At 72.0% G+C, this 24165-nt stretch carries 17 protein-coding genes; 5 read left to right on the top strand and 12 right to left on the bottom strand.

The window, feature by feature from the left end:
• Positions 1-167 precede the first annotated feature (167 nt).
• The 5 genes from KI385_RS27680 (at position 168) to KI385_RS44005 (ending at position 7599) form a co-directional block, all read left to right on the top strand.
• On the top strand, positions 168-1322 hold the full coding sequence (locus tag KI385_RS27680; protein WP_238574883.1) for an ATP-binding protein: 1155 nt from the start codon (positions 168-170) through the stop codon (positions 1320-1322).
• Entirely contained in the window at positions 1319-3865 is a 2547-nt protein-coding gene (locus tag KI385_RS27685; RefSeq protein ID WP_238574884.1) for a DUF5682 family protein, read from the top strand. The genes KI385_RS27680 and KI385_RS27685 overlap by 4 nt, the downstream gene beginning before the upstream one ends.
• Positions 3866-3972: 107 nt before the next feature.
• Positions 3973-5106 (top strand): VWA domain-containing protein, encoded by a 1134-nt coding sequence (locus KI385_RS27690; RefSeq protein ID WP_238577866.1) that lies wholly within the window; start codon positions 3973-3975, stop codon positions 5104-5106.
• Between the two features lie 134 nt (positions 5107-5240).
• Positions 5241-6119, top strand: coding sequence for a hypothetical protein (locus KI385_RS27695; protein ID WP_238574885.1), 879 nt, complete (start codon positions 5241-5243; stop codon positions 6117-6119).
• Between the two features lie 94 nt (positions 6120-6213).
• The gene (locus KI385_RS44005) at positions 6214-7599 is read left to right on the top strand and encodes a hypothetical protein (protein ID WP_281066911.1); all 1386 of its coding nucleotides are present in this window, start codon (positions 6214-6216) and stop codon (positions 7597-7599) included.
• A gap of 133 nt (positions 7600-7732) precedes the next feature.
• Here KI385_RS44005 and KI385_RS27705 read toward each other — a convergent pair whose 3' ends face one another.
• The 12 genes from KI385_RS27705 to KI385_RS27760 form a co-directional block, all read right to left on the bottom strand.
• A complete protein-coding gene (locus KI385_RS27705; protein WP_238574886.1) occupies positions 7733-8716 on the bottom strand; it encodes a peptidoglycan-binding protein in 984 nt (327 codons plus the stop codon).
• Positions 8716-10347, bottom strand: a complete 1632-nt coding sequence (locus KI385_RS27710; RefSeq protein ID WP_238574887.1) for a DUF6519 domain-containing protein — start codon at positions 10345-10347, stop codon at positions 8716-8718. Before KI385_RS27710 ends, KI385_RS27705 begins: the two co-directional genes overlap by 1 nt.
• 132 nt (positions 10348-10479) lie before the next feature.
• Complete coding sequence (locus KI385_RS27715) at positions 10480-12705, bottom strand: hypothetical protein (RefSeq protein ID WP_238574888.1); 2226 nt, start codon at positions 12703-12705, stop codon at positions 10480-10482.
• Positions 12702-16637, bottom strand: a complete 3936-nt coding sequence (locus KI385_RS27720; RefSeq protein WP_238574889.1) for a putative baseplate assembly protein — start codon at positions 16635-16637, stop codon at positions 12702-12704. The genes KI385_RS27715 and KI385_RS27720 overlap by 4 nt, the downstream gene beginning before the upstream one ends.
• Entirely contained in the window at positions 16634-19846 is a 3213-nt protein-coding gene (locus KI385_RS27725) for a putative baseplate assembly protein (RefSeq protein WP_238574890.1), read from the bottom strand. The genes KI385_RS27720 and KI385_RS27725 overlap by 4 nt, the downstream gene beginning before the upstream one ends.
• Entirely contained in the window at positions 19843-20229 is a 387-nt protein-coding gene (locus KI385_RS27730) for a GPW/gp25 family protein (RefSeq protein ID WP_128509564.1), read from the bottom strand. Before KI385_RS27730 ends, KI385_RS27725 begins: the two co-directional genes overlap by 4 nt.
• The gene (locus KI385_RS27735; protein ID WP_128509563.1) at positions 20226-20594 is read right to left on the bottom strand and encodes a hypothetical protein; all 369 of its coding nucleotides are present in this window, start codon (positions 20592-20594) and stop codon (positions 20226-20228) included. Before KI385_RS27735 ends, KI385_RS27730 begins: the two co-directional genes overlap by 4 nt.
• A gap of 35 nt (positions 20595-20629) precedes the next feature.
• On the bottom strand, positions 20630-21154 hold the full coding sequence (locus KI385_RS27740) for a phage baseplate assembly protein V (RefSeq protein ID WP_128509562.1): 525 nt from the start codon (positions 21152-21154) through the stop codon (positions 20630-20632).
• Positions 21155-21222: 68 nt separating this feature from the next.
• On the bottom strand, positions 21223-22365 hold the full coding sequence (locus KI385_RS27745; protein WP_238574891.1) for a hypothetical protein: 1143 nt from the start codon (positions 22363-22365) through the stop codon (positions 21223-21225).
• A complete protein-coding gene (locus tag KI385_RS27750; protein WP_238574892.1) occupies positions 22358-22738 on the bottom strand; it encodes a LysM peptidoglycan-binding domain-containing protein in 381 nt (126 codons plus the stop codon). The genes KI385_RS27745 and KI385_RS27750 overlap by 8 nt, the downstream gene beginning before the upstream one ends.
• 3 nt (positions 22739-22741) lie before the next feature.
• Entirely contained in the window at positions 22742-23407 is a 666-nt protein-coding gene (locus KI385_RS27755; RefSeq protein ID WP_238574893.1) for a hypothetical protein, read from the bottom strand.
• A 56-nt stretch (positions 23408-23463) separates the two neighbouring features.
• Positions 23464-24141: a hypothetical protein gene (locus KI385_RS27760; protein WP_238574894.1), complete on the bottom strand. Its 678-nt coding sequence runs from the start codon at positions 24139-24141 to the stop codon at positions 23464-23466.
• Between the last annotated feature and the right edge of the window lie 24 nt (positions 24142-24165).

The following is a 24165-nucleotide window of genomic DNA, read 5'->3' on the forward strand; positions in this document are numbered from 1 at the left end:
GTCATCGACGCTACGACGCACCACTGACAATCGCCGCGGACCGCGATGAAGCCGCAGGTCGGAGGCGGCTTTCGGGGGATTGTCAGTGGCGTGGTGCAGGCTTGATTCCGCAAGCGGCCGCAGGGCTTTCGGGGCATCGGCCGCAGATCTTGCGACGAGGGGGACCCATGTCCGAGAACAGCTTCAAGACGACGGACGACGAGAGCAGGGCGCGGGACGAGGCGGCGCCGGAGGCCGGGGGCGGCCAGGCGCTGCGGCCCCATGCCGAGGACAGTTTCGCGGAGGAATTGAAGGCCCTCGCGGCGGCCGACGACCGGCCGCGGCCGGAGCGCTGGCGGCTCTCGCCGTGGGCGGTCGCGACGTATCTGCTCGGCGGCACGCTCGCTGACGGCACGGTCATCACACCCAAATACGTCGGCCCGCGCCGGATCGTCGAGGTCGCCGTGACGACCCTCGCGACCGACCGCGCGCTGCTGCTGCTCGGCGTGCCCGGCACCGCCAAGACCTGGGTGTCCGAGCATCTGGCGGCAGCCGTCAGCGGCGATTCCACCCTGCTGGTGCAGGGCACCGCCGGCACCCCCGAAGAGGCGATCCGCTACGGCTGGAACTACGCCCAGCTGCTCGCGAACGGCCCCAGCCGGGAGGCGCTGGTGCCCAGCCCGGTCATGCGCGCGATGGCGCAGGGCATGACCGCCAGGGTCGAGGAGCTGACCCGTATCCCCGCCGACGTACAGGACACCCTCATCACGGTCCTGTCGGAAAAGACCCTGCCCATACCGGAGTTGGGCCAGGAGGTGCAGGCCGTCCGTGGCTTCAATCTGATCGCGACGGCCAACGACCGCGACCGCGGGGTCAATGAACTCTCCAGTGCGCTGCGCCGCCGCTTCAACACCGTCGTCCTGCCGCTGCCGGCGACACCGGACGAAGAGGTGGACATCGTCTCGCGCCGGGTCGAGCAGATCGGGCGCTCGCTGGATCTGCCCGCCGCCCCGGAGGGCATGGACGAGATCCGCCGGGTCGTCACGGTCTTCCGCGAGCTCCGGGACGGAATCACCGCCGACGGCCGCACCAAGCTCAAGTCCCCGTCCGGCACGCTGTCCACGGCCGAGGCCATCTCGGTGGTGACCAACGGCCTGGCGCTGGCCGCCCACTTCGGGGACGGCGTGCTGCGCTCCGGGGACGTGGCCGCGGGCATCCTCGGTGCGGTGGTCCGCGACCCGGCCGCGGACCGGGTCGTATGGCAGGAGTACCTGGAGACGGTGGTGCGCGAGCGCGACGGCTGGAAGGACTTCTACCGCGCCTGCCGTGAGGTGAGCGCATGAGCGAGCGCGGCGAGCGGACGGGCAACAGGCACGGGCCGGTGGTGCTCGGGGTCCGGCACCACGGCCCCGGGTCGGCACGGGCGGTGCGCGCCGCCCTGGAACAGTGCACACCCGCCGCGGTCCTGATCGAGGGCCCGCCGGAGGCGGACGAACTGGTGCCGCTCGCCGCACAGGAGGGCATGCGGCCGCCCGTCGCGCTGCTCGCCCATGTGCAGGACGATCCCGGCCGCGCGGCCTTCTGGCCGCTGGCCGAGTTCTCCCCGGAGTGGGTGGCGATGCGCTGGGCACTGGAGCGCGGGGTCCCCGTCCGCTTCATCGACCTGCCCGCTGCGCACTCCCTGGCCATGACGGCGGAAGGCCAGGAAGAGGGCGGAGGGGAGGACGGCGGCGAGGCGGAGGCCGCGCACCAGGAGGCCGCCGACCGGGCCGACCTGCGGGTCGACCCGATCCGGGTGCTGGCAGGGGCCGCCGGCTATGACGACCCCGAGCGCTGGTGGGAGGACGTGGTCGAGCACCGCCGGGAAGGGGGAGGCCCGGGCGCGGATGCGCTGGCTCCGTTCACGGCGCTGGCCGAGGCGATGGGGGCGCTGCGCGAGGCGTACGGGGACGGGGGCCATGACCGCGACCCGGTGCGCGAGGCCCATATGCGGCTCCGACTGCGCGCCGCGCAACGGGAGTTCGGGGACGATATCGCCGTGGTGTGCGGGGCCTGGCACGTACCCGCACTCGCACGCCGCGCCACCGTGACCGCCGACCGGCAGCTGCTCAAGGGACTGCCGAAGGTGAAGGCGTCGGTGACCTGGGTGCCGTGGACGCACCGGCGGCTCTCCCGCCGCAGCGGATACGGCGCCGGGATCGACTCGCCCGGCTGGTACGGCCATCTCTTCAGCGCCCCCGACCGCCCCGTCGAGCGCTGGCTGACCAAGGTCGCCGGGCTGCTGCGGGCGGAGGACTACGCCGTCTCGTCGGCGCATGTCATCGAAGCGGTACGGCTCGCCGAGGGGCTCGCCACGGTACGCGGCCGCCCGCTGGCCGGACTGACGGAGCTGGACGACGCGATCCGGGCCGTCATGGGGGACGGCTCCGATGCGCCGTCCTCGCTGATCCACGAGCGGCTGGTGGTCGGGGATGTGCTGGGCGAGGTTCCGGAGGACGCCCCCGCGGTGCCGCTGCAGCGGGACATCGCCCGCAGCCAGCGGGCGCTGCGGCTCAAACCGGAGGCTCTGGAGCGGGAACTGGAGCTGGATCTGCGCAAGGAGACCGACGCCGGGCGCAGCCGGCTGCTGCACCGGCTGCGGCTGCTCGGCGTCCCCTGGGGCGAGCCCACCCGCTCCCGCGGCAGCACCGGCACCTTCCGGGAGACCTGGCGGCTGCGCTGGGAGCCCGAGCTGTCGGTGCGGGTCGCGGAAGCAGGCATCTGGGGCACGACGGTGCTCTCGGCCGCCACCGCCAAGGCCGCGTCCGAGGCATCCGGCGCGGCCACGCTCGCCGAGGTGACGGCGCTCGCCGAGCGCTGTCTGCTCGCCGAACTCCCCGACGCCCTGCCGGTGGTGATGCGGGCGCTCTCGGACCGCGCGGCGCTCGACGCGGATGTCGGCCATCTCGCCCAGGCGCTGCCCGCCCTCGTACGGTCGGTGCGCTACGGCGATGTGCGCGGCACGGATGCGGCGGTGCTCCGCGAGGTGGCGACGGGCCTGGCCGAGCGGGTCTTCGTCGGACTGCCACCGGCCTGCCTGGGGCTGGACGCCGACGGCGCGGCGGAGATGCGCGGCCATCTCGATGCCACCCATCAGGCCGTCGGTCTGCTCGCCCAGCCGGAGCCGGAGCCGGAGCCGGAGCCGGAGCCGGAGCCGGAAGCGGACCGGCGGCGGCCCGGGGCGGCGGGCCTGCGGGCGCGGTGGGCAGGGGTGCTGCGGGCGGTGGGTGAACGGGACACCGTACCGGGACTGATCCGCGGACGGGCCGCCCGACTCCTGCTGGACGACGGTGAGTTGGCCGACGGGGGAGCGGAGCGGCTGATGGGGCTCGCCCTCTCGCCGGGTGTCCCGCCCACCGACGCCGCCGGCTGGATCGAGGGATTCGTCGGAGGCGGGCCCGGCGGGGACGGCGGCATGCTGCTGGTCCACGACGAACGGTTGCTGGCGCTGGTCGACGGCTGGTTGACGAGCGTGCCGGACGCCGCGTTCACGGATGTGCTGCCGCTGCTGCGCAGGACCTTCGCGGAGTACGAGGCCGGGGTGCGGCGCACGCTCGGCGAACTGATCCGCCGCGGCCCCACGCCCACCTCCCGCCGGCCGACCGACGACGCCACGGACGCCGCCGCCTCCGGCTTCGGCCCCGGCCTGGACCGCGACCGCGCCGCGGCCGTACTCCCCACGCTGCGCCTGCTGCTGGGCATCGAACAGCACGGCTTCGGGGACGAGTCGGCGGGCGAGGCTGCGGACGAGTCGGCGGGCGAGCCGGAGGGCGACGTAAGCGCCCTCACCGGACCCCGGCCCGACAACATCCGGCCGTCCAAGAACCTTATTCAGGCAGGGAGTTGACCAATATGGGAACCAATGCCAGCACTGCCGAAACCCACCCCCACACCCAAACCCACCCCCACACCCAAACCCACACCACCGCCCCCGAACGGCTGCGCCGCTGGCGGATGGTGCTCGGGGGTGGGGGCGCGGACGGTACGGGGTGTGAGCTGCGGGGGCGGGATGCCGCGATGGACGGGGCGCTGGCCTCGCTCTACGGCCGGGAGAAGGGAAGCGGCGGCAGGGGCGCCGACGGCGGGCGGCGTACGGCGGGGCTCGGGGCCTCGGCGCCCGGCGTGGCCCGCTGGCTCGGCGACATCCGTACGTACTTCCCGTCCTCCGTGGTGCAGGTGATGCAGCGTGACGCCATCGACCGGCTGGGGCTGTCCGCGCTGCTGCTGGAGCCGGAGATGCTGGAGGCGGTGGAGGCGGATGTGCATCTGGTGGGCACCCTGCTCTCGCTCAACAAGGTCATGCCGGAGACGACCAGGGAGACCGCACGGGCCGTCGTCCGCAAGGTCGTCGAGCAGTTGGAGAAGAAGCTGGCGACCCGCACCCGCGCCACCCTCACCGGCGCGCTGGACCGCTCCGCGCGGATCAGTCGGCCGCGCCACCGCGACATCGACTGGGACCGCACGATCCGGGCGAACCTCAAGAACTACCTCCCCGAGTACCGCACGGTCGTCCCCGAGCGGCTGATCGGCTACGGCCGGGCCGCGCAGTCGCTGAAGAAGGAAGTGGTGCTCTGCATCGACCAGTCAGGTTCGATGGCCGCCTCGGTCGTCTACGCCTCGGTGTTCGGCGCGGTGCTGGCCTCGATGCGGGCCATCGACACCCGGCTGGTCGTCTTCGACACCGCGGTGGTGGATCTGACGGACCAGCTGGACGACCCGGTCGATGTCCTCTTCGGCACCCAGCTCGGCGGCGGCACGGACATCAACCGCGCGCTCGCCTACTGCCAGTCCCGCATCACCCGCCCCGCCGAGACCGTCGTCGTGCTCATCAGCGACCTCTACGAGGGCGGCATCCGGGACGAGATGCTCAAGCGGGTCGCCGCGATGAAGGCGTCCGGAGTGCAGTTCGTTACCTTGCTCGCACTGTCCGACGAGGGCGCCCCGGCCTACGACCGGGAGCACGCCGCGGCTCTCGCGGCCCTGGGCGCACCGGCGTTCGCCTGTACGCCCGACCTCTTTCCGGAGGTGATGGCGGCCGCGATCGAAAAACGGCCGCTGCCCATACCGGACATGGCGGAGCAACGGTGACAGGAGTGCCGGGGGGACTTGCGTGGCACCTGGCTCCTCGTGCAAGGATCAGGGCATCGCTCGATCGCCCGTGACGCGTGTGACATCGAGGCCGTGTGCCTGTGTGTCCCCGTCCGTTTGGGAAGGTCCCCTCCTTGTCTGCTGTGTTCGCCCTGCCTGCTGCCGTGCGCCTGCCGCGCACGGTGGCCGTGCGGCGCGCGCTGCTGGCCGGGCTCTTCCTGGTGGGCTTTGTCGCCCTCGGCTTCGCCTTCGGTCCCGGCGCCCATGCCGACGACCGCACGCGGACCGCGGAGCTGCCCGGGGCGACCGCCCCGGCCAAGGCTCCCGCCGAGGCGTCCACCCCGGACCGGGCCGCCACCCGGGACGGGGCGGCGGACCGAGCGGACCGGATCTCCGGCTCCGAAGCCGAGTTCGAGCGGCAGGGCAAGGCGTCCGGCGCGAAGATCGCCGAGCGCACCCACGCCGCTTCCGCCGCGATGGCCGAGGCCGTACGGCCCGCCGCCGAGCAGGCCGCGCCCGTCACCGACCGGATCACCGATCCGGTGACCGGTGTCGTACGGGAGATCGGGGGCGCGACCGGTGTCGCGCTGCCCGTACACCTCCCGTCCGGTGAGCACACGGGACGGCCCGGCGAGGGCGGTACACAGGAGCACGGCCGTACGCCGTGCGGTGCGCAGCCAGCCGGTTCACGGACCGCCGCGACGGCTGCCGGCGCCGCTCAGGCCGCGCCCTTCGCCGACGGTCTGCGCAAGCCGGCCGCCGAGAACTCCGCGCCGGCCGTGCACGAGCAGCGGGACCCGGGCCACCACGGCCTTCCGGGGCAGTTCCCGCAGGGCCCGGCCGCGCCCACCTCGCACACCGCGAGTGAGGGGCACGGTCCCCGTGGCGGGGACCAGCACGCCGCCGTTCCGGCGGACTCCGCACGCTTCCGGCTGCTGCCCGGTGGCGTCCGCACGGCCGATGGCGCTCCGACGCGTCGGCGTGCCGAAGAAATCCTCGAATTCCCGGGCTAGGGCAGACCGCTCCGCGTCTGTAACCGGACCTGCCGCGCGGGGGCGGGACAGGTCTGCCCTTTCACCCCTCCTGAATTCGAAGGACTTCACCACCATGCGCTCCAACATCCGCCGTTCCATCGTCGTTGCCGCCGCCGCCACCGGTCTGTGGGCCCTGGGCTCCGTCGCCGCCAACGCCGCCGAGCTGCCCGCCACTCCGGACCTGCCCAGCACCGGCACGGTGACCGGCGCCGCCAAGACCGTCACCGACACCGCCAAGAAGACGGTGGGCGACGCGGCCGGCAAGGCGACCGGCGTTCTCGGCGGCGGGGTGTCCACCCAGGACCTGCCCACCGGCCGGCTGCCGCAGGCCGGCGACCTGACCGGTGCCGCCAACGGCGCGCAGAAGCTGGTCAACGGCGGTCTGCCGAACATCGGTGGCGTGCAGAAGGCCGCCGACCTGAAGAAGGCCAAGAAGGCCGCGAAGGACGTCAAGCGCGCCGCCAAGGCCGCCGACCTCGGCAAGGCCGGCCGCCTCACGGACGGCACGCTGCCCTCCGTCCCGTCGCTGCCCGCGACCCCGGGCGTTCCGTCCGCCCAGCTCCCCGGCACCCCGGCGCTGCCCAAGGCCCCCGCGCTGCCCAAGGCTCCCGGCTCCGCCGACAACCTGCTGGCCGCTCTCGCCGGTGCGGGCGTCCGTCCCGAGCAGCTGACGAACCAGGCCCAGGGCGCCCTGGCCAAGGCCCGTCCGGTCGTCGACGAGACCGCTGCCGATGTGCTGCCGCCCGTCGCCCGTCGCATCGTCATCAAGGTGGTGCCGGTCGCCCAGGGTGCGGTCGGCGGTGCCGGTCAGCTCGCCGGTGACGCGGCTGCCCAGGCGACCCCGTTCGTGACCGTCATCGGCGGCCAGGCGCAGCTGTTCGTGCAGGGTGCCGGCGCCGACGCGGTGCCGTTCGCGCAGGGTGTGGCGGCCGACGCGGTGCCGTTCGCCCAGGGCAAGGTCACCGGCGCCGTCGCGTTCGCCCAGGGTGCGGCCGCTGACGCCACCCCGTTCGCGCAGGGCCTGGCCGCCGTGGTCGTGACCGACGCGCAGGGCACCGCCGCCCAGGCCGTCGCCGGTGTGCAGGGCGTGACCCCGGTCAAGTCCGTGCCCGCCGTTCCGGCCGTGCCCGCCGTTCCGGCCGTGCCCGCCACCCCGGCTGTCCCGGCCACCCCGGCTGTGCCCGCCGTCCCGGCCACCCCGGCTGTGCCCGCCGTCCCGGCCACCCCGGCTGTGCCTGCCGTCCCGGCCACCCCGGCCGTGCCCGCCGTCCCGGCCACCCCGGCCGTGCCCGCCGTCCCGGGCAACCTGACCGACGCCGTCGCCGTCCCGGCCGTGCCGGCCGTCCCGGGCAACCTGACCGACGCCGTCGCCGTCCCGGCCGTGCCGGCCGACCTGACCGACGCCGCCAACATCCAGGCCCTGCCGGTCCTGCCGGTCCTCCCGGTCCAGGGCGTCTGAGGCCCTAGAGCCGACACCACCGGCTCATCGGCCGCGGCGGCGGCCGATGCCGGAACACCATGAGCAGCCGGGCGGTCCTCTGTGGGGGAGGGCCGCCCGGCTTTGGTGTGTCCGGGCAACGGACGTCGGGCGCCTACGAGTTGGGCACCCGCAGCCGTTCCCAGCTCACCCGCCCCGGCGCCCCGTCCGCGTCCTTGCCGCGGAAACCCAGCTTGCGCTGCCAGGCCGCATACGACTTGCGGTCCGCCTCGGTCCACTCCGGACCGGGGCCGTTCTTGTAATGGCCGCAGCCCTCGGCCACCAGGCGTGCGCCCATCGCCGTGATCACCGGGCTGCGGGACCCGGGCCGGAAGACCTCGCGGCCGGGGAACGGTTCGTACGGCGGATGCTGCGGCTTGGGCGGCACCGGCCGGCCCGTACCGTCGCCGGAATCACCGCCCGAGCCGCCCGAGCCGCCCGGGTCACCCGGACCGCCCGAGCCACCCGGCTCCGCGTCGCCCGCGTCCGCCGGGCCCTCCGGCGCCTTCGCCAGCCGCTTCTTGATCCGGCCGCGCATCTCCTCCATCGCGATGCCCCGCGGATCGACCTTCCCCGGCTGCCACTCCTTGTGCCCGATCACCGAGCGCTCGCTCCAGCCGTGCGCCCGGCAGATCGCCGCCGACACCTTCTCGATCGCGAGCTGCTGCTCCTTCGGCCACGGGTCCTTGCCGTCACCGAGGTTGATGCACTCGAAGCCGTAGAAGTGGCGGTTGCCGTCGGTGTCCGCGGCATCGTCCTTCGGCAGGTGGGCGTCCTCGTTCACCACCGCCTCCAGTACGTCACGGTCGCCGAGCCCGGCGTGGTTGGCGCGGCCGTTGCCGACGAGGTGGATCTCGCCCTGCTTGTCGATCACGCCATGGCACAGCGGGCCCGGCAGGTCGGGGTGCCCGTCGTAGCACAGGTCCACCGAGCTCTCGACGCCCTTGGTGACGGTGTGATGGATCATCACCCCGTTCATCGGACCCCATCGACCCTTCGTATTGCGGTTGTGCTTACGCCAGTTGCGCACCTCGTGCACCACCAGGCCCTCGTTGCGCAGCGCCGCGAGCAGCTTGCTCGCGGTCAGGGGTGTGGCCATCAGCCCGCACCCCCTTCCTCGACCGCGGCCTCGGCCTCGGCGGTGGTCTGCGACCTGCGCGGCGCCGGGCCCGCGGAGTCGTACGCCGCGGCGTCCGCCTCCTCCGCCCGCGCCTCGGCCTCGGCGGCCAGCGCCGCATCGTCCGCGGCCGGGATGCTCGCCGACAGCGGACGGAACGCCAGCCGCAGATCGGGTTCGGTCTGTTCGCCCGCCACCCACGCCAGCGGCGCGAAGTGCACCGCGATGCCGGCCGGGTCCCGCAGCAGCGGGCGGCGTGCCGCGTCCGTCGGCCACTCCACTCCGCCGGTGGCCGTACGGGCCGGGATCACCCAGAAGTCGCCGGTGCGGTAGTGGCCGCCGGCCGCGAAGTACACCTCGACACCGTCCTCCAGCGGCAGCCAGCCGCCCTCCTCGACCGGCAGCGCACCGTGCTTGAGCCGGCCGGCCCTCTCACCGCGCCGGACGGTCTTCCGGCTGCTCTCGTGGTGGTCCCACCGGCGCAGGAACGGGTGCAGCTCGGGGCGCCGCCCGACGCCCGGCGCCGGCTCGTCCGAGAGCCGCACCCGGCGGCCCGGAAGATCGAGCTCCTCCACGCGCAGCAGCGGCGCCGCCTCGCCCCGGCTCGTGTAGCCGGTGTCGACGAACTCGACCCGGTCACCGACGTTCAGATCAAGCTTGTCGTCGCTGCCCAGGTTCGCCAACTCCACCCAGGTACCGTCGAGTTCATCGACCGGGAAGGTGACGGAGCCGTTCTCCCTGGACCATTTGAAGGTGGCGTCCTTCGCGCTGCCCCCGTCGTGCACCTCCACCCGGTAGAGCTGGTTCTCCGGGCCCCGGTAGCGGGCGTCCGGGGCGACCAGGCAGGGATCCTCGTCCGCGTGGTCCGGGCGCTCGCTGCGCGCCGCGAGGCGGGAGCCGGGGGTGGACGCCTTCTGCGCCCAGCGGGCGAACGCCGCGCGGATGTCGTCGATCGGCGGGTTGTCACCGGTCAGTTCGAGTGCGGAGGCGGGCAGCGGCAGCACCTGCCACACCACCTTGGTGCGGGCCGCGGTGTCCGGCATCGCGGAGCCCAGCGCCACCTCGCGCAGCGCCGGATCCTCGGCCGCGGTCACGATCCGCTCCCACACCTTCAGATAGGCCAGATACGGGAAGGCGGTGGGCAGCCGGTCGCCGGGCCGCTCCGGGTCCCGGAAGCCGTCCGGCTGGTCCCAGTACGTCCAGGTGGCGGGCGGCGCGGCCGGTTCGCCCGCGCCGTCACCGCCGTCCGGGCCGCCCTTGTCCGCGGCGCCGTCCTTGCCGCCGGCATCGGCCGCGCCCTCCGCGGGCACCGGCACCCCGGGCTGCGGACGGGTCGCGTCGCACAGGATGCCGTCCACGTAATAGCGGCCGCCGCCGATGACCAGGTCGTCCAGCTCGCGGCTGCCACCGCGCAGGGTGATCTTGAAGCCGGTGGCGTCGCGCGGCCCGCCGTGCCGGCCGATCAGATCGGCGGCGAGCGTACGGGCCTGGAACAGCTGGATCGCGGTCTGCTCATTGGCGTCGGCGTCCAGCTGGACGCGGCCCTGCTGGGAGACGACCGCGGAGTAGTGGCGCTCCGGCCGGAAGGTGTTGCGGGAGAGGTCAGCGTGCATGGAAGGGGTCCCCCTCGTACGGGATGCTCAGAAGGTCGGTGGTCGGAACGGGCGGACGGTTCACGTCACGAACGGGCGGACGGTTCACGTCACGAACGGGCGGACGGTTCACGTCACGAACGCGCAGAGGGTTCACGTCACGAACACGATCCCCGCATCGCTCCCCGCCGGCGTGTACTCCGCCAGCCGGGCCCGCAGGCTGTCCTCGCGCTGCGGCTGATAGAGGTCGTGGTACGCGCCCATCTCGGCGCCGTCCTCCGCGCCACGCCGGATCTCTTCCCCGGCCCTGGACGAACCGGGGGCACCCCCACCGCAGCCGGCCGCCAACTGCCCGTACCACGGCGTCCCGTAGCGCTCGCCGCGCAGCAGCGGCCGCACCCGCGCGGCGTCCTGTGGGCCGACCAGGTCCGGCTGGCAGCGGTGGCGGCGCGGGGTGCGCGACCCCGGGGGTACGTAACTGAACCGCAGACAGCCCACCCCACGCCGGGCCACCCGCATCCGCCCGGTGAAGATGCTGTTCTCGGCGAGCTGCACGGCGTGCGTATGCACCTCGCCGATGACCGTGGTGCGGTGCGCGTACAGCACCGCATGCGCATGCCGGCAGTCCGGCGCGGACAGCGCCTCGCGGTCCGACCCCGTGGCGTCCAGGATGCTGTCGCGCAGATGGATCGGCAGCGGATCGGTGCCCACCTCGTCGCCGATCACCTCGATCGTGCCCAGAATGCTGCGGTCGATCTCGACACAGGCCGTGGTGCGGTCCAGCACCAGGCTCGACTCCTCGGGGGAGTGCGGATCGCACTCCGGCTCCAGCGACCAGCCCGGCACCAGCGTGCAGTGCCGCAGCACCAGCGCGCCCATCGGCCCGGTGACATTGAGACCGCGGCCGGTGACCAGCAGCCCGTCCAGCACCATCCGCGGACGCTCACCCGGCGCGCAATCACCCTCCCTGGCACGGATGTTGAGTGCGTCCGGCCGGTTGCTGTACCAGTCGAGCAGTCGGATGACGGGCCGGGTGCCCTCGGCGGCGCGCAGCTCCAGCCGGTCGCCCGGGTCCAGATCGAAGTCCAGCTGCTCCTGGTAGGCGCCGCTGTGGGTGATCTCGATGATGCCGTCGGGGCCGCAGCGCCCGGCCCGCCGGTCGTGCTGCCACGCCCCGTAGGCGTCCATGATCCGCTGGAAGGGCCGGCCCGGCCCGACCCGGTAGACGGAGCTGTCGGGAGGGGTCGCGCGGCCCTCGCGGTCCGCCCGGTCCTCCCGCAGATACTCACCGCCGCCCAGGTCGTCCCCGAACCCGTAGTGGTAGTCCACCCATACGCCCTGCCGCGGCGCCGAGCGCGCCCCGAACGCCATCCGGCCCAGCTCCGGGTCGACCGCGATCTGCCCGCGCTTGGGCCGGTAGCGCCAGTCGCCGAGGTCCGCGACGACGATGTCGGACAGCGGTACGGGGGTGTCATGGCCGTCGCGCCGGATGGTGAAGCTCTTGCCCGGCCCGTAGTAGTCCGCGAGCCGGTCGTGCAGCTGCCGGCGGCGGATCGCGGCCGGCACATTGTCGAGGGTGGCGATATGCGTCGCGGACGGCTCCGGCTCCGGGCGGGTCACCAGCGCCGTGTCGTTGCCCAGAATCGAGAAGGTGTAGAGATTACGGGCCCGGTCGACGCAGTACGCGGGCGCCCGGGTCACCGAGTACGGCTTCAGCCGCCACACGAACAGCCCGACCCCGGCCGGCGTACAACCACCCTGCTTACGGCGGGAGTCGACCCGCCGCACATCGACCGAGCGGGCCACCGTACCGAACGGCCCGCCCGCCAGATCCAGCGCCGCCCCCTCCCGTACGTCCACCAGCCGCCCGCGCCCGCGCCGCCGCTCATTGGCGGCCCCGGTGCCCGACCCGTACAGCTTCACCGGCTGCTGATGCGCGACCAGCCGGGAGAACTCCACCGCCCGCGCCGGCCAGCCCGCCACCCCCTCGGACAGCTCCTCCAGCAGCGCCAACGTGCCCTTGCGCCGCCGGTTGCCGACCGTCGCCGCCACATCGCGGCGCGGCGCCAGCGCCTCGGCCAGCCGCCGCCGCGAGGAGTCCGGCAGCCCGCCGTCCCGCAGCCCGGTCGCCAGCACCCGCTCGTAGCCGGGCAGCGGACGGTAGCCCACCAGGTCGCCGATATAGGGCAGCACCCACTCGGCGGCGCTCTCCACGAACCAGTCGTCGTACTGCTGGGCGACCCCGTCGCGCACCCGGTCCACCTGCTCGGCGATCACGGCCAGCAGCGCCCGCAGGGGCTCACCGCCCTCCGCGTCGCGCAACCGGTGCCACTGCGGAAGCAGCTCCGCGAGCCCGTCCGGCTCCCTGGTCGTGTTCATCGGGTCACCTCCGTGAGGATCAGCGTGTCCGCGACCTGCGGCGAGAACAGCGTGAGCTGGGCCGGCCGGATACCGCGGAAGACACAGACCGCGCGGCCTCTCGCCAGCGGCCGGGTGTCGGTGATGTCGGGGTTGAGACGGAGGAGTTCGGCGAGGGAGATGCCGTAGTGGCCGGCGACGGCGGTGAGGGTTTCGCCGCCTTGTGCCGTCACCTCATGGATCCGCTCGTCGTACGTGGCGAGCCGGGCCGGCACCGAGGTCCGCGGCGGACCGGCGAACTCATCGCCCAGACCGGCGAGTTCGGCGGGCGTCACGGAGGCCGGGACGCCGGTGAAGGCATCCACGTCCACATGGTCCACACCGGGCACCGACTGAGCCGTGGCCAGCACCTCCGACAGTTGCGCCGGTTGCCCCAACTCCCGCCCGTCATAGCCGAGTTCGGCCATCAGCGCCTGCCGCACCCGCGGCTCGACCAGCGACCACGCATGATCCGGCGCCACCTTCACCTTCGCCATGAGCAGCAGCAGCACCGGCTCGCGTACGTCCACCCGCACCGGCAGCCGGGCATCGCCGTACTCGGCGAGCGAGGCCCGCAGCGCCCGCAGCACCTCGGCGTCCGGCGCGATCGGGATGTCGTCCACCCCCGCCACCGTCACATGCAGCACCTTCCGCCGCCCGTCGAAGAGTTCGCGCGCCGACGCCCGGCCGATACCGGCCCGGGAACGGGCGAAGTCCTCGTAGTCCGCGAGGGAGACCAGCCGGTCCAGCGCGGAGACCGACAGCGGGACGGTGCGCCGGGTCAGCCCGGGACCGTCGGCGTCCGCACCGCCGCTCGCGGGCTGCGGATTGGTCACCCCGGTCACACCGAGCGGCCGGGAGACCGCCTGGGTGATCCGGTTCGCCGCGACATTCGCGGCCCGCCCGGTGCCGAAGCGGTAGCGGGCCCGTACGTTGTCATGGCCGGTCGGCAGCCGGGCGCCGTGCACCCCGTCGCCGAACGTCACCGTCGTACGGCCTCCATCCGCCGTCCCGGTCACATACACCCGCTCGTGCGGCCCGCGCCCGGCCAGACTGTCGACCGCGTGCCAGAGGAGTCCGTCGACACGAATCTCCAGCTCGGGCGTGGCGCCCAGAGGATTGTCCGCGGGCAGCCAGGTCAGCGGCGACTGCCAGAGCGCGAACCGCTGATGGGCGCGTGCGGCATCGCCGCTGCCGATCGGCTCGTCCCGGCTCTCACCGTGGCTCGCGGGCACCACATTGCCCTGGATACGGACCGAGTCCCGCAGATAGCGGTGGGTCAGGCCGGTGGTGAGCGTGAGCGTGGTGTGTACCCGGTCGCCGGGCAGATCCGGATCCAGGGTCTGCTCGACACCCGCGATCACCGCCAGCTCCGTGCCCCGCACCCCCGCCGCACCCGGGATGTCGGTCCGCTCGCCCGACACCACGAGATACCGGCCGGGCCGCAACCCGTCGTACAGCTCGGCGAGTTCGATCTCATCGCCATGGACGTCCTCACCCACCGGATCGTCCGCCTGCCGCAGCACCTCGCCCGCCGCATGCACCGTCGCGTCCCGGATCGCGGAGAGCACCACATCGTGCTCGTCCAGCCACGGGTCGGCGAGGGTGAGCACGGTGCCGCGGCCGGTGATCCCGTAGTGCGTGAAGACGGCGGTGCGGACGGCCGTCACCCGGGTGGTGACGAACGCGAGCTTGCGCTCGCCCGGGATGCCGTCGGGGTCCTTCTCCGGGTCCTTGCCCTTGCGGGGCCGCTCGATGGCGACCCAGCTGCCGACCGTGATCCCGTCGTACACCCCGTCCAGCGGCAGCGAGCGCCGGTCGGCGGGCTTCGGCACCGTCGCGATACCGATCTCCACGCTCGGCGGCTCCCCACCGGACGCGACCTTCACGGTGATCTCGTACTCGCCATGGGTGACCTGCTTGTGCTGCCCCGGCCCCAGATCCCACGACAGCGGAGTGCCGTTGTCCACCGCGATATGGAGCGTGCCGTCCTCGCCCGGCCGGGACACGAACAGCGTGCGCTCCGGCAGCCCGGCCAGCAGCCGCGCGGTGACCCCCGGCTGCTGCGAATCGGCCGGACGACGGCCCAGCCAGCCCAGATCGTGGTCCTGGCCCGTACGGGTGTGCAGTTCGACCCGTCCGGGCCCGAGGGCGAAGGGGAGATCGGCGGGCAGATTCTCGCTGCGCTGGTCCGAACTCCCGGTCTCGATGTGCTGGAACTCCGCCCGCACCGGCACCTTGCCCGCGGTGTCGAAGACGATCCGCATACTGGTCAGCGCGGCGCCGGTGAGCGGCCAGTCCGCCGTCCTGATCACCCGGCCGCGCTCGTCCTGTACGGGCTTGAGCGGCGCGGTCGCACCGAACGGAGCGGCGGTGACCCGCATCGCCATCACGGCACGGAGGAGCGGCGGGGTGGGCCCGCCGCCGGCCGAAGCGCCGGACGGGGCCGGCGCGGCCTGCCGCCACGCCGGGTACAGCCCGTCGGACACCCGCGGATCCAGCGCGGACAGCAGCTGCGCACCCAGCTCCGAGCCGGTCCCGAAGAGCCGCCCCGGCTCGCCCGCGAGCGCCCGGGCGCCGGACGGCGGGCGGACGACACGGGTCCGCAGAGCGGGCAGGACGGAGGCCAACGCGGAGAGGGCGGCGGGCGGTTGGGGCCGGTCGGGGCTTGTGCCGCGGGCCGGTTGGGCGGAGTCCGCCGGGGCCGTCCGGCCGCCGGCTGAGCCGCCTGATCCCTCCGATCCGTCCGCCGGGGCCCCGTCCGTCACCTCGCCCGACAGCTCGCCGGCCCGCGCCGCCAGCTCGCCGACCACCGCCTCCAGCTGCTCGAACCAGGCGGCCACCTCCTCGTACCCGGCGGCCACCGCCTGCGCCTCCGCCAGCCGCTCGTGCGGCCCGGCCAGCCGCCCTACGAACTGCTCCGGCGTGGTGATGCCGTCCAGGTCCTTGCGCAGCGGCGCCAGCACCTGCACATCGAAGTCCGCGATGAACCTGCTGACCGGACGGGGGTTGGGCGTCTGAGGCGTGGGGTGCCCGGGATGGTCCGGATCATCGGGGTCACCGGCGTCCTCCGGCTCCGTGATCCACTCCCGCAACTCCGCCACCAGCTCCTTCAGCGACGGCGGCGCCGACCGCGGCAGCCCCAGCCCGGTGACATCTTCCGCCCGGTCCAGCCGCACCTTGGCGACCGGCAGCAGCACCCGCTCCGCCCCGAAGTCGAACAGCAGCCTGTCGCCGACCGTCAGCGCCGTATGGGTGCCCGCGACCAGCAGCTCCGGGCGCGTCGTCAGATCGTCCGCGGTCAGCAGCGCCGGCCGCCGGCGCCGTACCGCCAGCTCGTTCCAGGCCCAGCGCGCGGTCAGGTCCTCATCGGTCTCGAAGGTCTGTGACTCCTCGCCGGTGGCCGCCGGCACACTGTGGCTGCGCGCCCCCCGCGGGATCACCACCGGCAGATCCTCGGCGCGGGGGTCGCGGTCCAAGGTGTACGCGAGGTGGGTGTCGGCGGCCACACCCGGCCGCGGCCGGTGCCCGACCAGCCGCCCCAACAGCGCCAACGACCGGTGCTCGTTGGCCGTCCGCAGATAGCCCTCGTCCGCGATCCGCTCGCCGTGGAACGTCAGTACGTCACCGAGCACCGCCCAGGCGTCCAGCAGCCCGATCGCCGGGTCGTCGGCGGTCCTCCCCCACGCTCGGCTTCGCTCGCGCGGGGGGACCCCCACGGTCAGACCGCGCAGCGCCGGGTAGGCCGGCGACGCGAGCCGGTCCAGCATCCCCGCCAGGAACGAGCCGTAGTCGCCCACGCGGTAGTTCAGGGCCGTACGGCCCGGCGGGTTGTACAGGGCGTCCGGGGCGCGGCGCTCATCGCTGCCGCTCCTGTCCCCGCCGCAGCCGCAGCCGCAGGTGGAAGCAGTCATCGCGCACCCCCGGGCGCTCCGATTTCGATGACCAGCCGGCCGTTCTCGGGCCGCTCCGGGTCGTTGTCGCACACGGCGATCTCCAGCGGGCCGAGCCGCAGCACACCGTCCTCCAGTGCTCTGTTGTCCCTGTGTTCCTGATGAAAAAGCCGTCGCAGCCGGGTGACCCGCACGCTCCGCACACCCGGCACGGCCGCGGCCACCGCGGTGAGGCGGCTCAGCCGCACCGGCTCGCCGAAGGTCAGCGCGTCCGGATGAAAGAAGCCGAGACGGCCGCCGGACAGCCGCCGACTGCCGAGCACCCGGGTCAACTCGGCCAGGATCCGGCCCTGTTGATGTCCCGGCGCGGCACAGACCTCGATCTCGATGTCGAGCGGCACCGCACGGGCCGGCTCGACGACCAGGTCGTGCCCGATCCGGCGGTACCTCTCCAGCGCGTACGCGACGGAGTCCAGCAGCTGGGGCGTGGGCTCACCGCTGCACGCCGCGTCGATGGCGACATGCGCCTCCTGGATGCTGCCCGTCCAGCGGATCTCGGCCGCCGCCCGCTGCACGCCCGGCAGCGCGGACGCCAGCTCCGCGTAGTCCGCGGCGGTCACCGCCCGCAGACGGGTCCGCCTGAGGTCGAGCGGCGCGAGCTGCCGCACCTGCTCGACGGGCTCCGGCTCGGTGCCGCCGGTCGCGGGGAGCGGGTTGCGTACGCCCGCCACCGGCATCGGGTCACCGGCGTCCGACTGCTGTGGACCGCGGCTGAGCACAAGATGGTTGATCGCCTCGGCACCGACGTTGCCCGCCGTACCGCCGCCCAGGCGGTAGTGGAGTTCCCAGCGGCTGCCGGGGGTGGGCCGGGCGCCGTGGCGTCCGTCGCCGAAGCGCAGCGCGATCCGTCCGTCGTCCTCCAGCTCCCCGACGAAGTGACGGTCGCGGGGGCCGCTGGCGAGCAGATCGCGGCGGGGGAGCCACTCCCGCTCGCCGTCTTCTTCCTGGATGCGTACGGCGGGGAGCGCGGCGCGCGGATCGGGCAGCAGGGTGGCGGCCGGGCCGTGCAGCACCGGATCGTCCGGATGCAGCCCCGCCGCGTACGCCGGACCCCAGCTGTGCGCGATCTCCCAGGCGATCCGCCCGTCCAGTACCGTGCCCGCGCGGGCCCGTGCGCTCAGCACCTCCAGACGGCGCAGCTTGGCGTCCAGCAGCCGGTCACCGCGGTGCAGCAGCTCACGCAGCGCCCGTACCGGGTGCCGGCGCAGCTCCAGCCGTTCCAGGACCTTGAGGCCGAAGACCACCGTCAGCTCGGCGATCTCTTCGTCGGCCAGCCCGTCGTGATCGCGGGCGCTGCGCCACAGCTCCACCAGCCGCGCCCGGACCCGCTCGGGAATGCCCGCCAGCCGGCCGGCCTGGCCCGCGGACACCTGGGCGGGCCGGGGGAAGGGCACGGTCTGGGCGACGGGGGAGCGGCTCAGTACGGGGCGGAAGCGCGGCCGGATACCCGGATAGACGGACTGCGCCAGCAGCGTACGCAGCGCCTCGGCCTGGGCGTACGCGGTGCCGGGGACCACCTGTTCGCGGCGCTGTCCGGCCAGCTCCAGGCCGAGCCCGGCGCGTACGGTCGCCTCCTCGCCGACCACGGTGAACAGCTCACGGATGTCGTCGGGGGTGAGGGCCTGGTGGCAACGGGTCTTCTCCAGAAGGGCGTTGATGACCCGCGCGGTCGCGTTGCCACCGTCCTTGTGGTCGCCGCAGCCGAAGGCGGGCGGCTCGCAGGAGCCCAGGACGGCGGGTACCGGAGGGACGGTCACGGTCTCCGGGGTGCTCTCCCGCGCCGCGGACCCGAAGGTCAGCGACCGCCCGTGATCCACCAGCAGGACATTGCCGCGCGCCACACTCACGTCCTCGACCGGCCGGCAATCCGTACCGCCGCGCGTCGACAGGCACAGCGGGAAGGTGAGCGCGTCCTCCGGCGCCCAGGTGACCTCCAGTACCGGTTGGTTGTCGAGCTGATCGACGGCCGGAGTGACGGACATCAGCCGGACCGTCTGCCGGTGGGCCGGGTCCTGGTCGCCGGGCGTACCCGTACGGGGCCCCTTGACCTCCTCGAACAGCAGCAGGTCACCGGGGGAGAGGCGGAGAGCACGCGCCTGGCACTCCTCATCCGCCCACTCGTCCCGCAGCGTCGCACCCGTCGCCCCCTTCGGCAGCGCACACACCTCGTCGCCCCAGGTCCACATCCGGATCGCGTTGTGCTCCGGGCGCAGCCGGAGCGGCACGTCGGCGACCGGCTCGAAGACCTCGACCGAGCCCCGCTCGTCGAGCACGGCCAGATCGCGGTCGTCGAGGACGATCCCGGTCTCCGGCCGGTCGCGCGGCCCGAACGTCCGCACATCGACCGCCGCGAAGCGGAACTCGCCCGGCAGCAACGTCAGTTCTTCGACCGCCTCGACGGACACGAAGGCGCGAGCACTGCACCCGTCGTGCATCGGATAGTCGATCAGCCGCACATGGCGCCGTACGGACACCCGGCGCCGGGCCGTGTCGAGATACGCCTCCGTGGCGACCGCATCCTGCTGATAACTGATCTGGTCCGCGGTGTACGCCAGCAGCTCGACCAGCGTCATCCCCAGGTCGGCGGGGTTGCGCTCGACCCAGTCGGGGGTCGTCAGCCGCAGCCGGTCCAGGACCAGCCGGCGCAGTGTGTCGTAGTCACGCGCGGTGTAGTCGGTGACCGGGGCGGGCCGGAAGGTGTCCGGGCAGTCCTCGGCCCGACCGGCCTCCTCGTCCACGCAGTCGAAGGGGCTGGGACAGTCGGGCCGAAAGGAGAACTCCGCGCTGAAATACCGCTGGTCGAACCCCTCGTACGGCTCGGTACCGGGCCGCCCGTACGCATCCGTCCCGACCACCGACAGCCGATACCGCGAGATGTCCCCGGCCCGGTCCACAACGACATGCAGCCGGTCGTCGAGCTCGGGATCCTCCTCCCGTTCGACGGAGACCTCCATCGCCTCGATACCGGTGATCCGCCGCCCGCCGTCGATCCGAATGTTCTCCGGGCACAGCCCGTGCGGCGCCTTCCCGAGAAAGGTGACGGTCAGCGTCACCCCGTCATCGGCCACCTCGACCGCATCGACGCCATTGAGCCGCGCCGCCCTGACCCGGCCACGCCGGCTGTCCGTACGGCACACCAACTCCGCCGTCGCGACGTGCTGTTCACTCATGCCTCGCCCCGCCCCTCGAACACTTCATCGCGCCGGCTCGCGGTGGAGCGCACCACATAGCGCAGATACACCCGTACGACGTTGTCCTCGCTCACCACATCCAGGGACTCGACCTCGATCAGGTCCCCCAGCCAGCGCTGCAACGACGCCTGCACCGACAGCTCCACCGCCGACGCCAGCTCCGGACTGTTCGGCGTGAAGACCAGATCCAGCAGCCCACACCCGAAATCCGGCCGCATCACCCGCTCGCCAGGACTGGTGAACAGCAACTGCTCGATCAGATCCCGCACATGGTCGTCGTGATCCGCATGCGCGGTCCGCCCCCGCCGGTCGACACGGAACGGAAACGCGATCTCGGTACGTACTTTCCTGGCAGCCCTCATCGGCTGGACACCCCCTGGTGGCCCTGACGGCCCTGGTGGACGGACGCCACGACCGGCGGGCCCTGCGGCACCAGCCCGGCGCTGAAACACATGGCCGCCGTGGTGTCCAGCAGCACCGGCACACCATCGACCCGTACGGCACCGCCGCCGGCGGCCGGCGTCCAGCGCACGCTGGTGCACGGCTGCGGACGGCCTCCGACCATGTGCGTACACCCGCTGACCGTGAAGAGGTCCGCTGCGGTGGCCACCGGCGCGCCGTCGATCCGCACGCCGGCGCCGGAGGCGGTGGTGGCCACCGCACGGCCCCCGTGCGGGCAACTGATCAGCGCGCCACCGTGCACCAGATTCCCGGCCGTCCCAGCCATTCCGGTCACCACGTCACTCGCTCCCCCCGCATGCCCTATCGCTTCTTGGGCACGGTCAACCGGCCCTCATTGATATCGACTTGATCCCCGACCAAAGAAATCGAAGCGCCATGCCCATTATTGATATGCACACCCGTCGCATCGATCTTCACGTACGCACCGCCGGGCGCCTCCAGCAAAATCCCGTTCGTCGGCACATCGGACATCACCAACTTGTGCTTCCCGGGCGTCTGCACAACAACAGGATGCGAAATCGCCGGATCCACCTGCGCATCCTCCGGCAACTCATCCCGCCGCCCGTACCAACACCCGGTCCACACCGGGAAACTGGGATCCCCCTGCTCGAACTCCACCCACACACCCGCCCCGACCGACGGCACGACAACCTGCCCCGCCCGTTCTCCCGTGAACGGAAAACACGGCAAAGCCCAAGTGGAGGTCTCCTCCCCCAGCACATCCGGAACCTCGACTCTGAGCCGCCCGATCCCCATCGGATCGTCATTCGCCGCCACCCGGCCCCGGAACTTGCCGAGAAAGCGGTTGTTCGATGCGCCGGCCATTTCTCCACGTCTCCTGGATCTGCTGAGTGTCCTGGAACTACTGGGCGTCCTGGATCTGCTGAGTGCTGCTACGGACGTACGGTGCCGCTGCGCGCAATGAGTCCCTCGCGCGAGAGCGTGAAATTCTGCTGATACGAACCCGGCCTCAGATTGGTCGTCACGCTCTTCACGTAGTAATCGCCGTCGTACGTCACCCCGGCCCCCCGCACCCCGACCAACTCCCGCGGCCGCAGCACATATCCGTGCCGATTGACATCCAACTGCCCCGACCCGGAGATGGCGTCCGCGGACGTCGCCGCCCTCCCCAACGCCTCAGCCTTGGCCAGCGCCTCATCCTTCTTGGCCGTCCCGCTCAGCGTCTTCCGCTTGAGTGCCGGTGATCCCCTCAGCCCCAGCGGCGGCCGCAACGGACTGATATCGGGCTGAGCAAGCAGCGGCGCCCGCCGCGTCACAGGGTCCTGAACCCTCGCCTGCGGCTCTTCCCGTGCCGTCCCGTCATACGCGAACGTCAACTGATCCACCGTCGAGTTCACATCCATATTCACATTCAGCGCATGCTGCCGCTGCCCCAACCGCTGCTCCGGCCCCCAAAACGCCGTCGACCGCCCCGGCACCGGCCCAGGATCGAGGTAAAAGGTGTACCCATTCGCCCTCGCCAACTCATTCACATACTGCAGATCAGTACCCGTCTGGTAGTCGACCCGCAACTGCTCCCGAGGCGGCTGCGGCACCTGCTCCCGAATGATCCGCGCATCGATCCCGTAGTCCGCGTACTTCCCCAGAATCCGCTCGACCCGCTGCGAAGGAGCGAGGTTGGGATACCGGTCGGTCCGCTCCTCCAGATCCATCAACAGCGTCAGATCTTCTCCCGTAATGGTGAGCGTCGTCTGCCCGGGCTGATTACTGGCCCCCACCTCCTGCCGAACGATCAACCCATCCAGCAGCACCGCCGCCGTCCCCCTGATCGCCACGGTCACAATCACCCGCGTCTTGGGATCGAAGAACCCCTCCGGCAGCAACCGCTGAACAATGGCGCCCTTCTTCGTGAGGTCAAAAGCCAGCTGAAACCCGCTCCGCTCACCCGCCGTACTGGTAATCTGCGCCGACAGCAACGCCTCGGTCACTTCGGGCGGCACCGGCCTGGCCAACTTCGGCCCCATGTACAACGACACATGAATAGGCCCCCGCCCAACGGGCTGGTCATCACCCATTCCGCACCCCCGTCCCGACCGTCCCACCCGCGAACCCACCCGCCAGCGGAACGGCTATCTCCTCACCCGGCTCATCCGTCAACTCCCGCGGATCGAGAATCGGATTGGCATCAGCAATCTGCCACCACTGCCCCGGATCCCCGAAGTACCGCTGCCCGAGCTGATCCGCCCGCTCCCCACTCCGCACGACATGCGACACGGTCTCCTCGGCCGCATCGGCGAGCGCCGGCAACAACCTCCGCTTGGCATACCGCACTTCAGTGCCATCAGGAGCCCGGTACACCCCGATCTCCACCCCGCTGTACCGACTGCTCCGCGCATACGGATGCGCCCCCGGCACCTCGTCCAACGCCCGCTCATACGGCTCGATCACGCCTCAGATCCCCCTCCCGAGCCCCAACTGCGCAAAACTCCCACCCTGCGCGGCCCGCGCCAACTGCTCCTTCTGCGCCAGATGCGCCAAATACAACTCCGCCCCCCGATGCCCGGCCGGCAGATCACTCACCGTCAGCACCTTCATCCCGACACTGAGCGAAGCCCGAATCGGATTGAGATTCACATCGAACGCCGACTCATTCACCGACAACTCGGTCAGCCGAACCGGCATGACCCGCTTACTGCCCCAAGTGAAGAGCGTGAGCGGCGTCTCGATGGGACTGATCTCAATCGTCCCCTTCTTGCTGAGATGCGACGCGGCCCTCAACTGCGCCGTGGTGGGCTGAACCAACATCTCCAGCACCGCCAACTGCGGATGAATCCCATGCGGCGCAGCCACATCCAACTGATCGGTGGCATCGATCTCCGCGGTGAACTTCCATGTCTCCTGCGCCGGCCCCTTGAGCCGCAACGCCTCGTTCCGGTCCCCACCGCTCCCGCCCCCACCGCTGTCCCCTTCCCCACCGGCGGCTTGCGGCGCGACCGAGCGCTCCAGCGTGTCCGGATTGAACTGAAGGACGATGATGCGCTGCGGCGTCCCCCGCTCGGGATCGACGATGACTAGGCCGGATCGGATGGGCTTGGGGATGTCGGCGTAGCGGGTCATGAGCACCGTGCCTTTCTGGGACTCCTGGAGAGTGGCCGGGTCATCGGTTTCCCTTTCTAGCGGAGGCGTTCAGCCAGCCGCACCCGGAAAGGCTCGTAGTCGTGATCAGGGAAGATCTCCGGGAAAATTTGGAGCATGTTTTGAATGTTTTCCGCCGGGCCTTGGAAGTCAACGTCGCGCATTGAAACGTCGGCGAAGAGGTACTGCCATCCGTAGGTTCCTTTGGTGGTCAGTAGCGCATCGAGATACTCGCTGTAATTCAAATCCAACTTGAATACGCCGCGAGTGCCGTGGTAATACCACACCTCGGGGGATGTCATCCCGGGATGGATGCGTAGGGCTGCCATCGTGTCTCCCCCGCCTCGCGGGTGGTCATCGAAGAGACGTAGTTCCGAGTAGAGGGTGCTTTCCCCTTCGGGGGTGTCGTCCGTTGCCAGATCCACGCCAACTGTGAGCATCGCTGCGGCGAGGTGGTAGAGCGAAAATTCGCCGGTCAAGTACGCATCGCCGCGCTCCACCCCCCAGTGGCAAGAGAGCTCTTCAAAGCGGAGAAAGGTACGATGCAGCGACGGGTCCAGGAAGATTCCTTGCTCATCGGCAATCAACTCGAATGCTTCCTGGGCGTCTCCGACCTCTTCCTCAACGGGGCCCCTCTCCTCGTAGTAGACCTGAACGTCGGGAGAGTTTGTGAGCTCGTCGAGCATGGCTAGGTAGCGCTTTTCGTAGTCACTCAACGGTGACATAGAATCCTCCGTCTT

Source organism: Streptomyces inhibens, assembly GCF_022221585.1.
Lineage (GTDB): Bacteria > Actinomycetota > Actinomycetes > Streptomycetales > Streptomycetaceae > Streptomyces > Streptomyces inhibens.

Excerpts from the sequence above, each read along its gene's own strand:
- KI385_RS27680 (WP_238574883.1), top strand. The coding sequence starts at position 168 with ATGTCCGAGAACAGCTTCAAGACGACGGACGACGAGAGCAGGGCGCGG.
- KI385_RS27685 (WP_238574884.1), top strand. The coding sequence starts at position 1,319 with ATGAGCGAGCGCGGCGAGCGGACGGGCAACAGGCACGGGCCGGTGGTG.
- KI385_RS27690 (WP_238577866.1), top strand. The coding sequence starts at position 3,973 with ATGGTGCTCGGGGGTGGGGGCGCGGACGGTACGGGGTGTGAGCTGCGG.
- KI385_RS44005 (WP_281066911.1), top strand. The coding sequence starts at position 6,214 with ATGCGCTCCAACATCCGCCGTTCCATCGTCGTTGCCGCCGCCGCCACC.
- KI385_RS27705 (WP_238574886.1), bottom strand. The coding sequence starts at position 8,716 with ATGGCCACACCCCTGACCGCGAGCAAGCTGCTCGCGGCGCTGCGCAAC.
- KI385_RS27710 (WP_238574887.1), bottom strand. The coding sequence starts at position 10,347 with ATGCACGCTGACCTCTCCCGCAACACCTTCCGGCCGGAGCGCCACTAC.
- KI385_RS27715 (WP_238574888.1), bottom strand. The coding sequence starts at position 12,705 with ATGAACACGACCAGGGAGCCGGACGGGCTCGCGGAGCTGCTTCCGCAG.
- KI385_RS27720 (WP_238574889.1), bottom strand. The coding sequence starts at position 16,637 with ATGACTGCTTCCACCTGCGGCTGCGGCTGCGGCGGGGACAGGAGCGGC.
- KI385_RS27725 (WP_238574890.1), bottom strand. The coding sequence starts at position 19,846 with ATGAGTGAACAGCACGTCGCGACGGCGGAGTTGGTGTGCCGTACGGAC.
- KI385_RS27730 (WP_128509564.1), bottom strand. The coding sequence starts at position 20,229 with ATGAGGGCTGCCAGGAAAGTACGTACCGAGATCGCGTTTCCGTTCCGT.
- KI385_RS27735 (WP_128509563.1), bottom strand. The coding sequence starts at position 20,594 with ATGGCTGGGACGGCCGGGAATCTGGTGCACGGTGGCGCGCTGATCAGT.
- KI385_RS27740 (WP_128509562.1), bottom strand. The coding sequence starts at position 21,154 with ATGGCCGGCGCATCGAACAACCGCTTTCTCGGCAAGTTCCGGGGCCGG.
- KI385_RS27745 (WP_238574891.1), bottom strand. The coding sequence starts at position 22,365 with ATGGGTGATGACCAGCCCGTTGGGCGGGGGCCTATTCATGTGTCGTTG.
- KI385_RS27755 (WP_238574893.1), bottom strand. The coding sequence starts at position 23,407 with ATGACCCGCTACGCCGACATCCCCAAGCCCATCCGATCCGGCCTAGTC.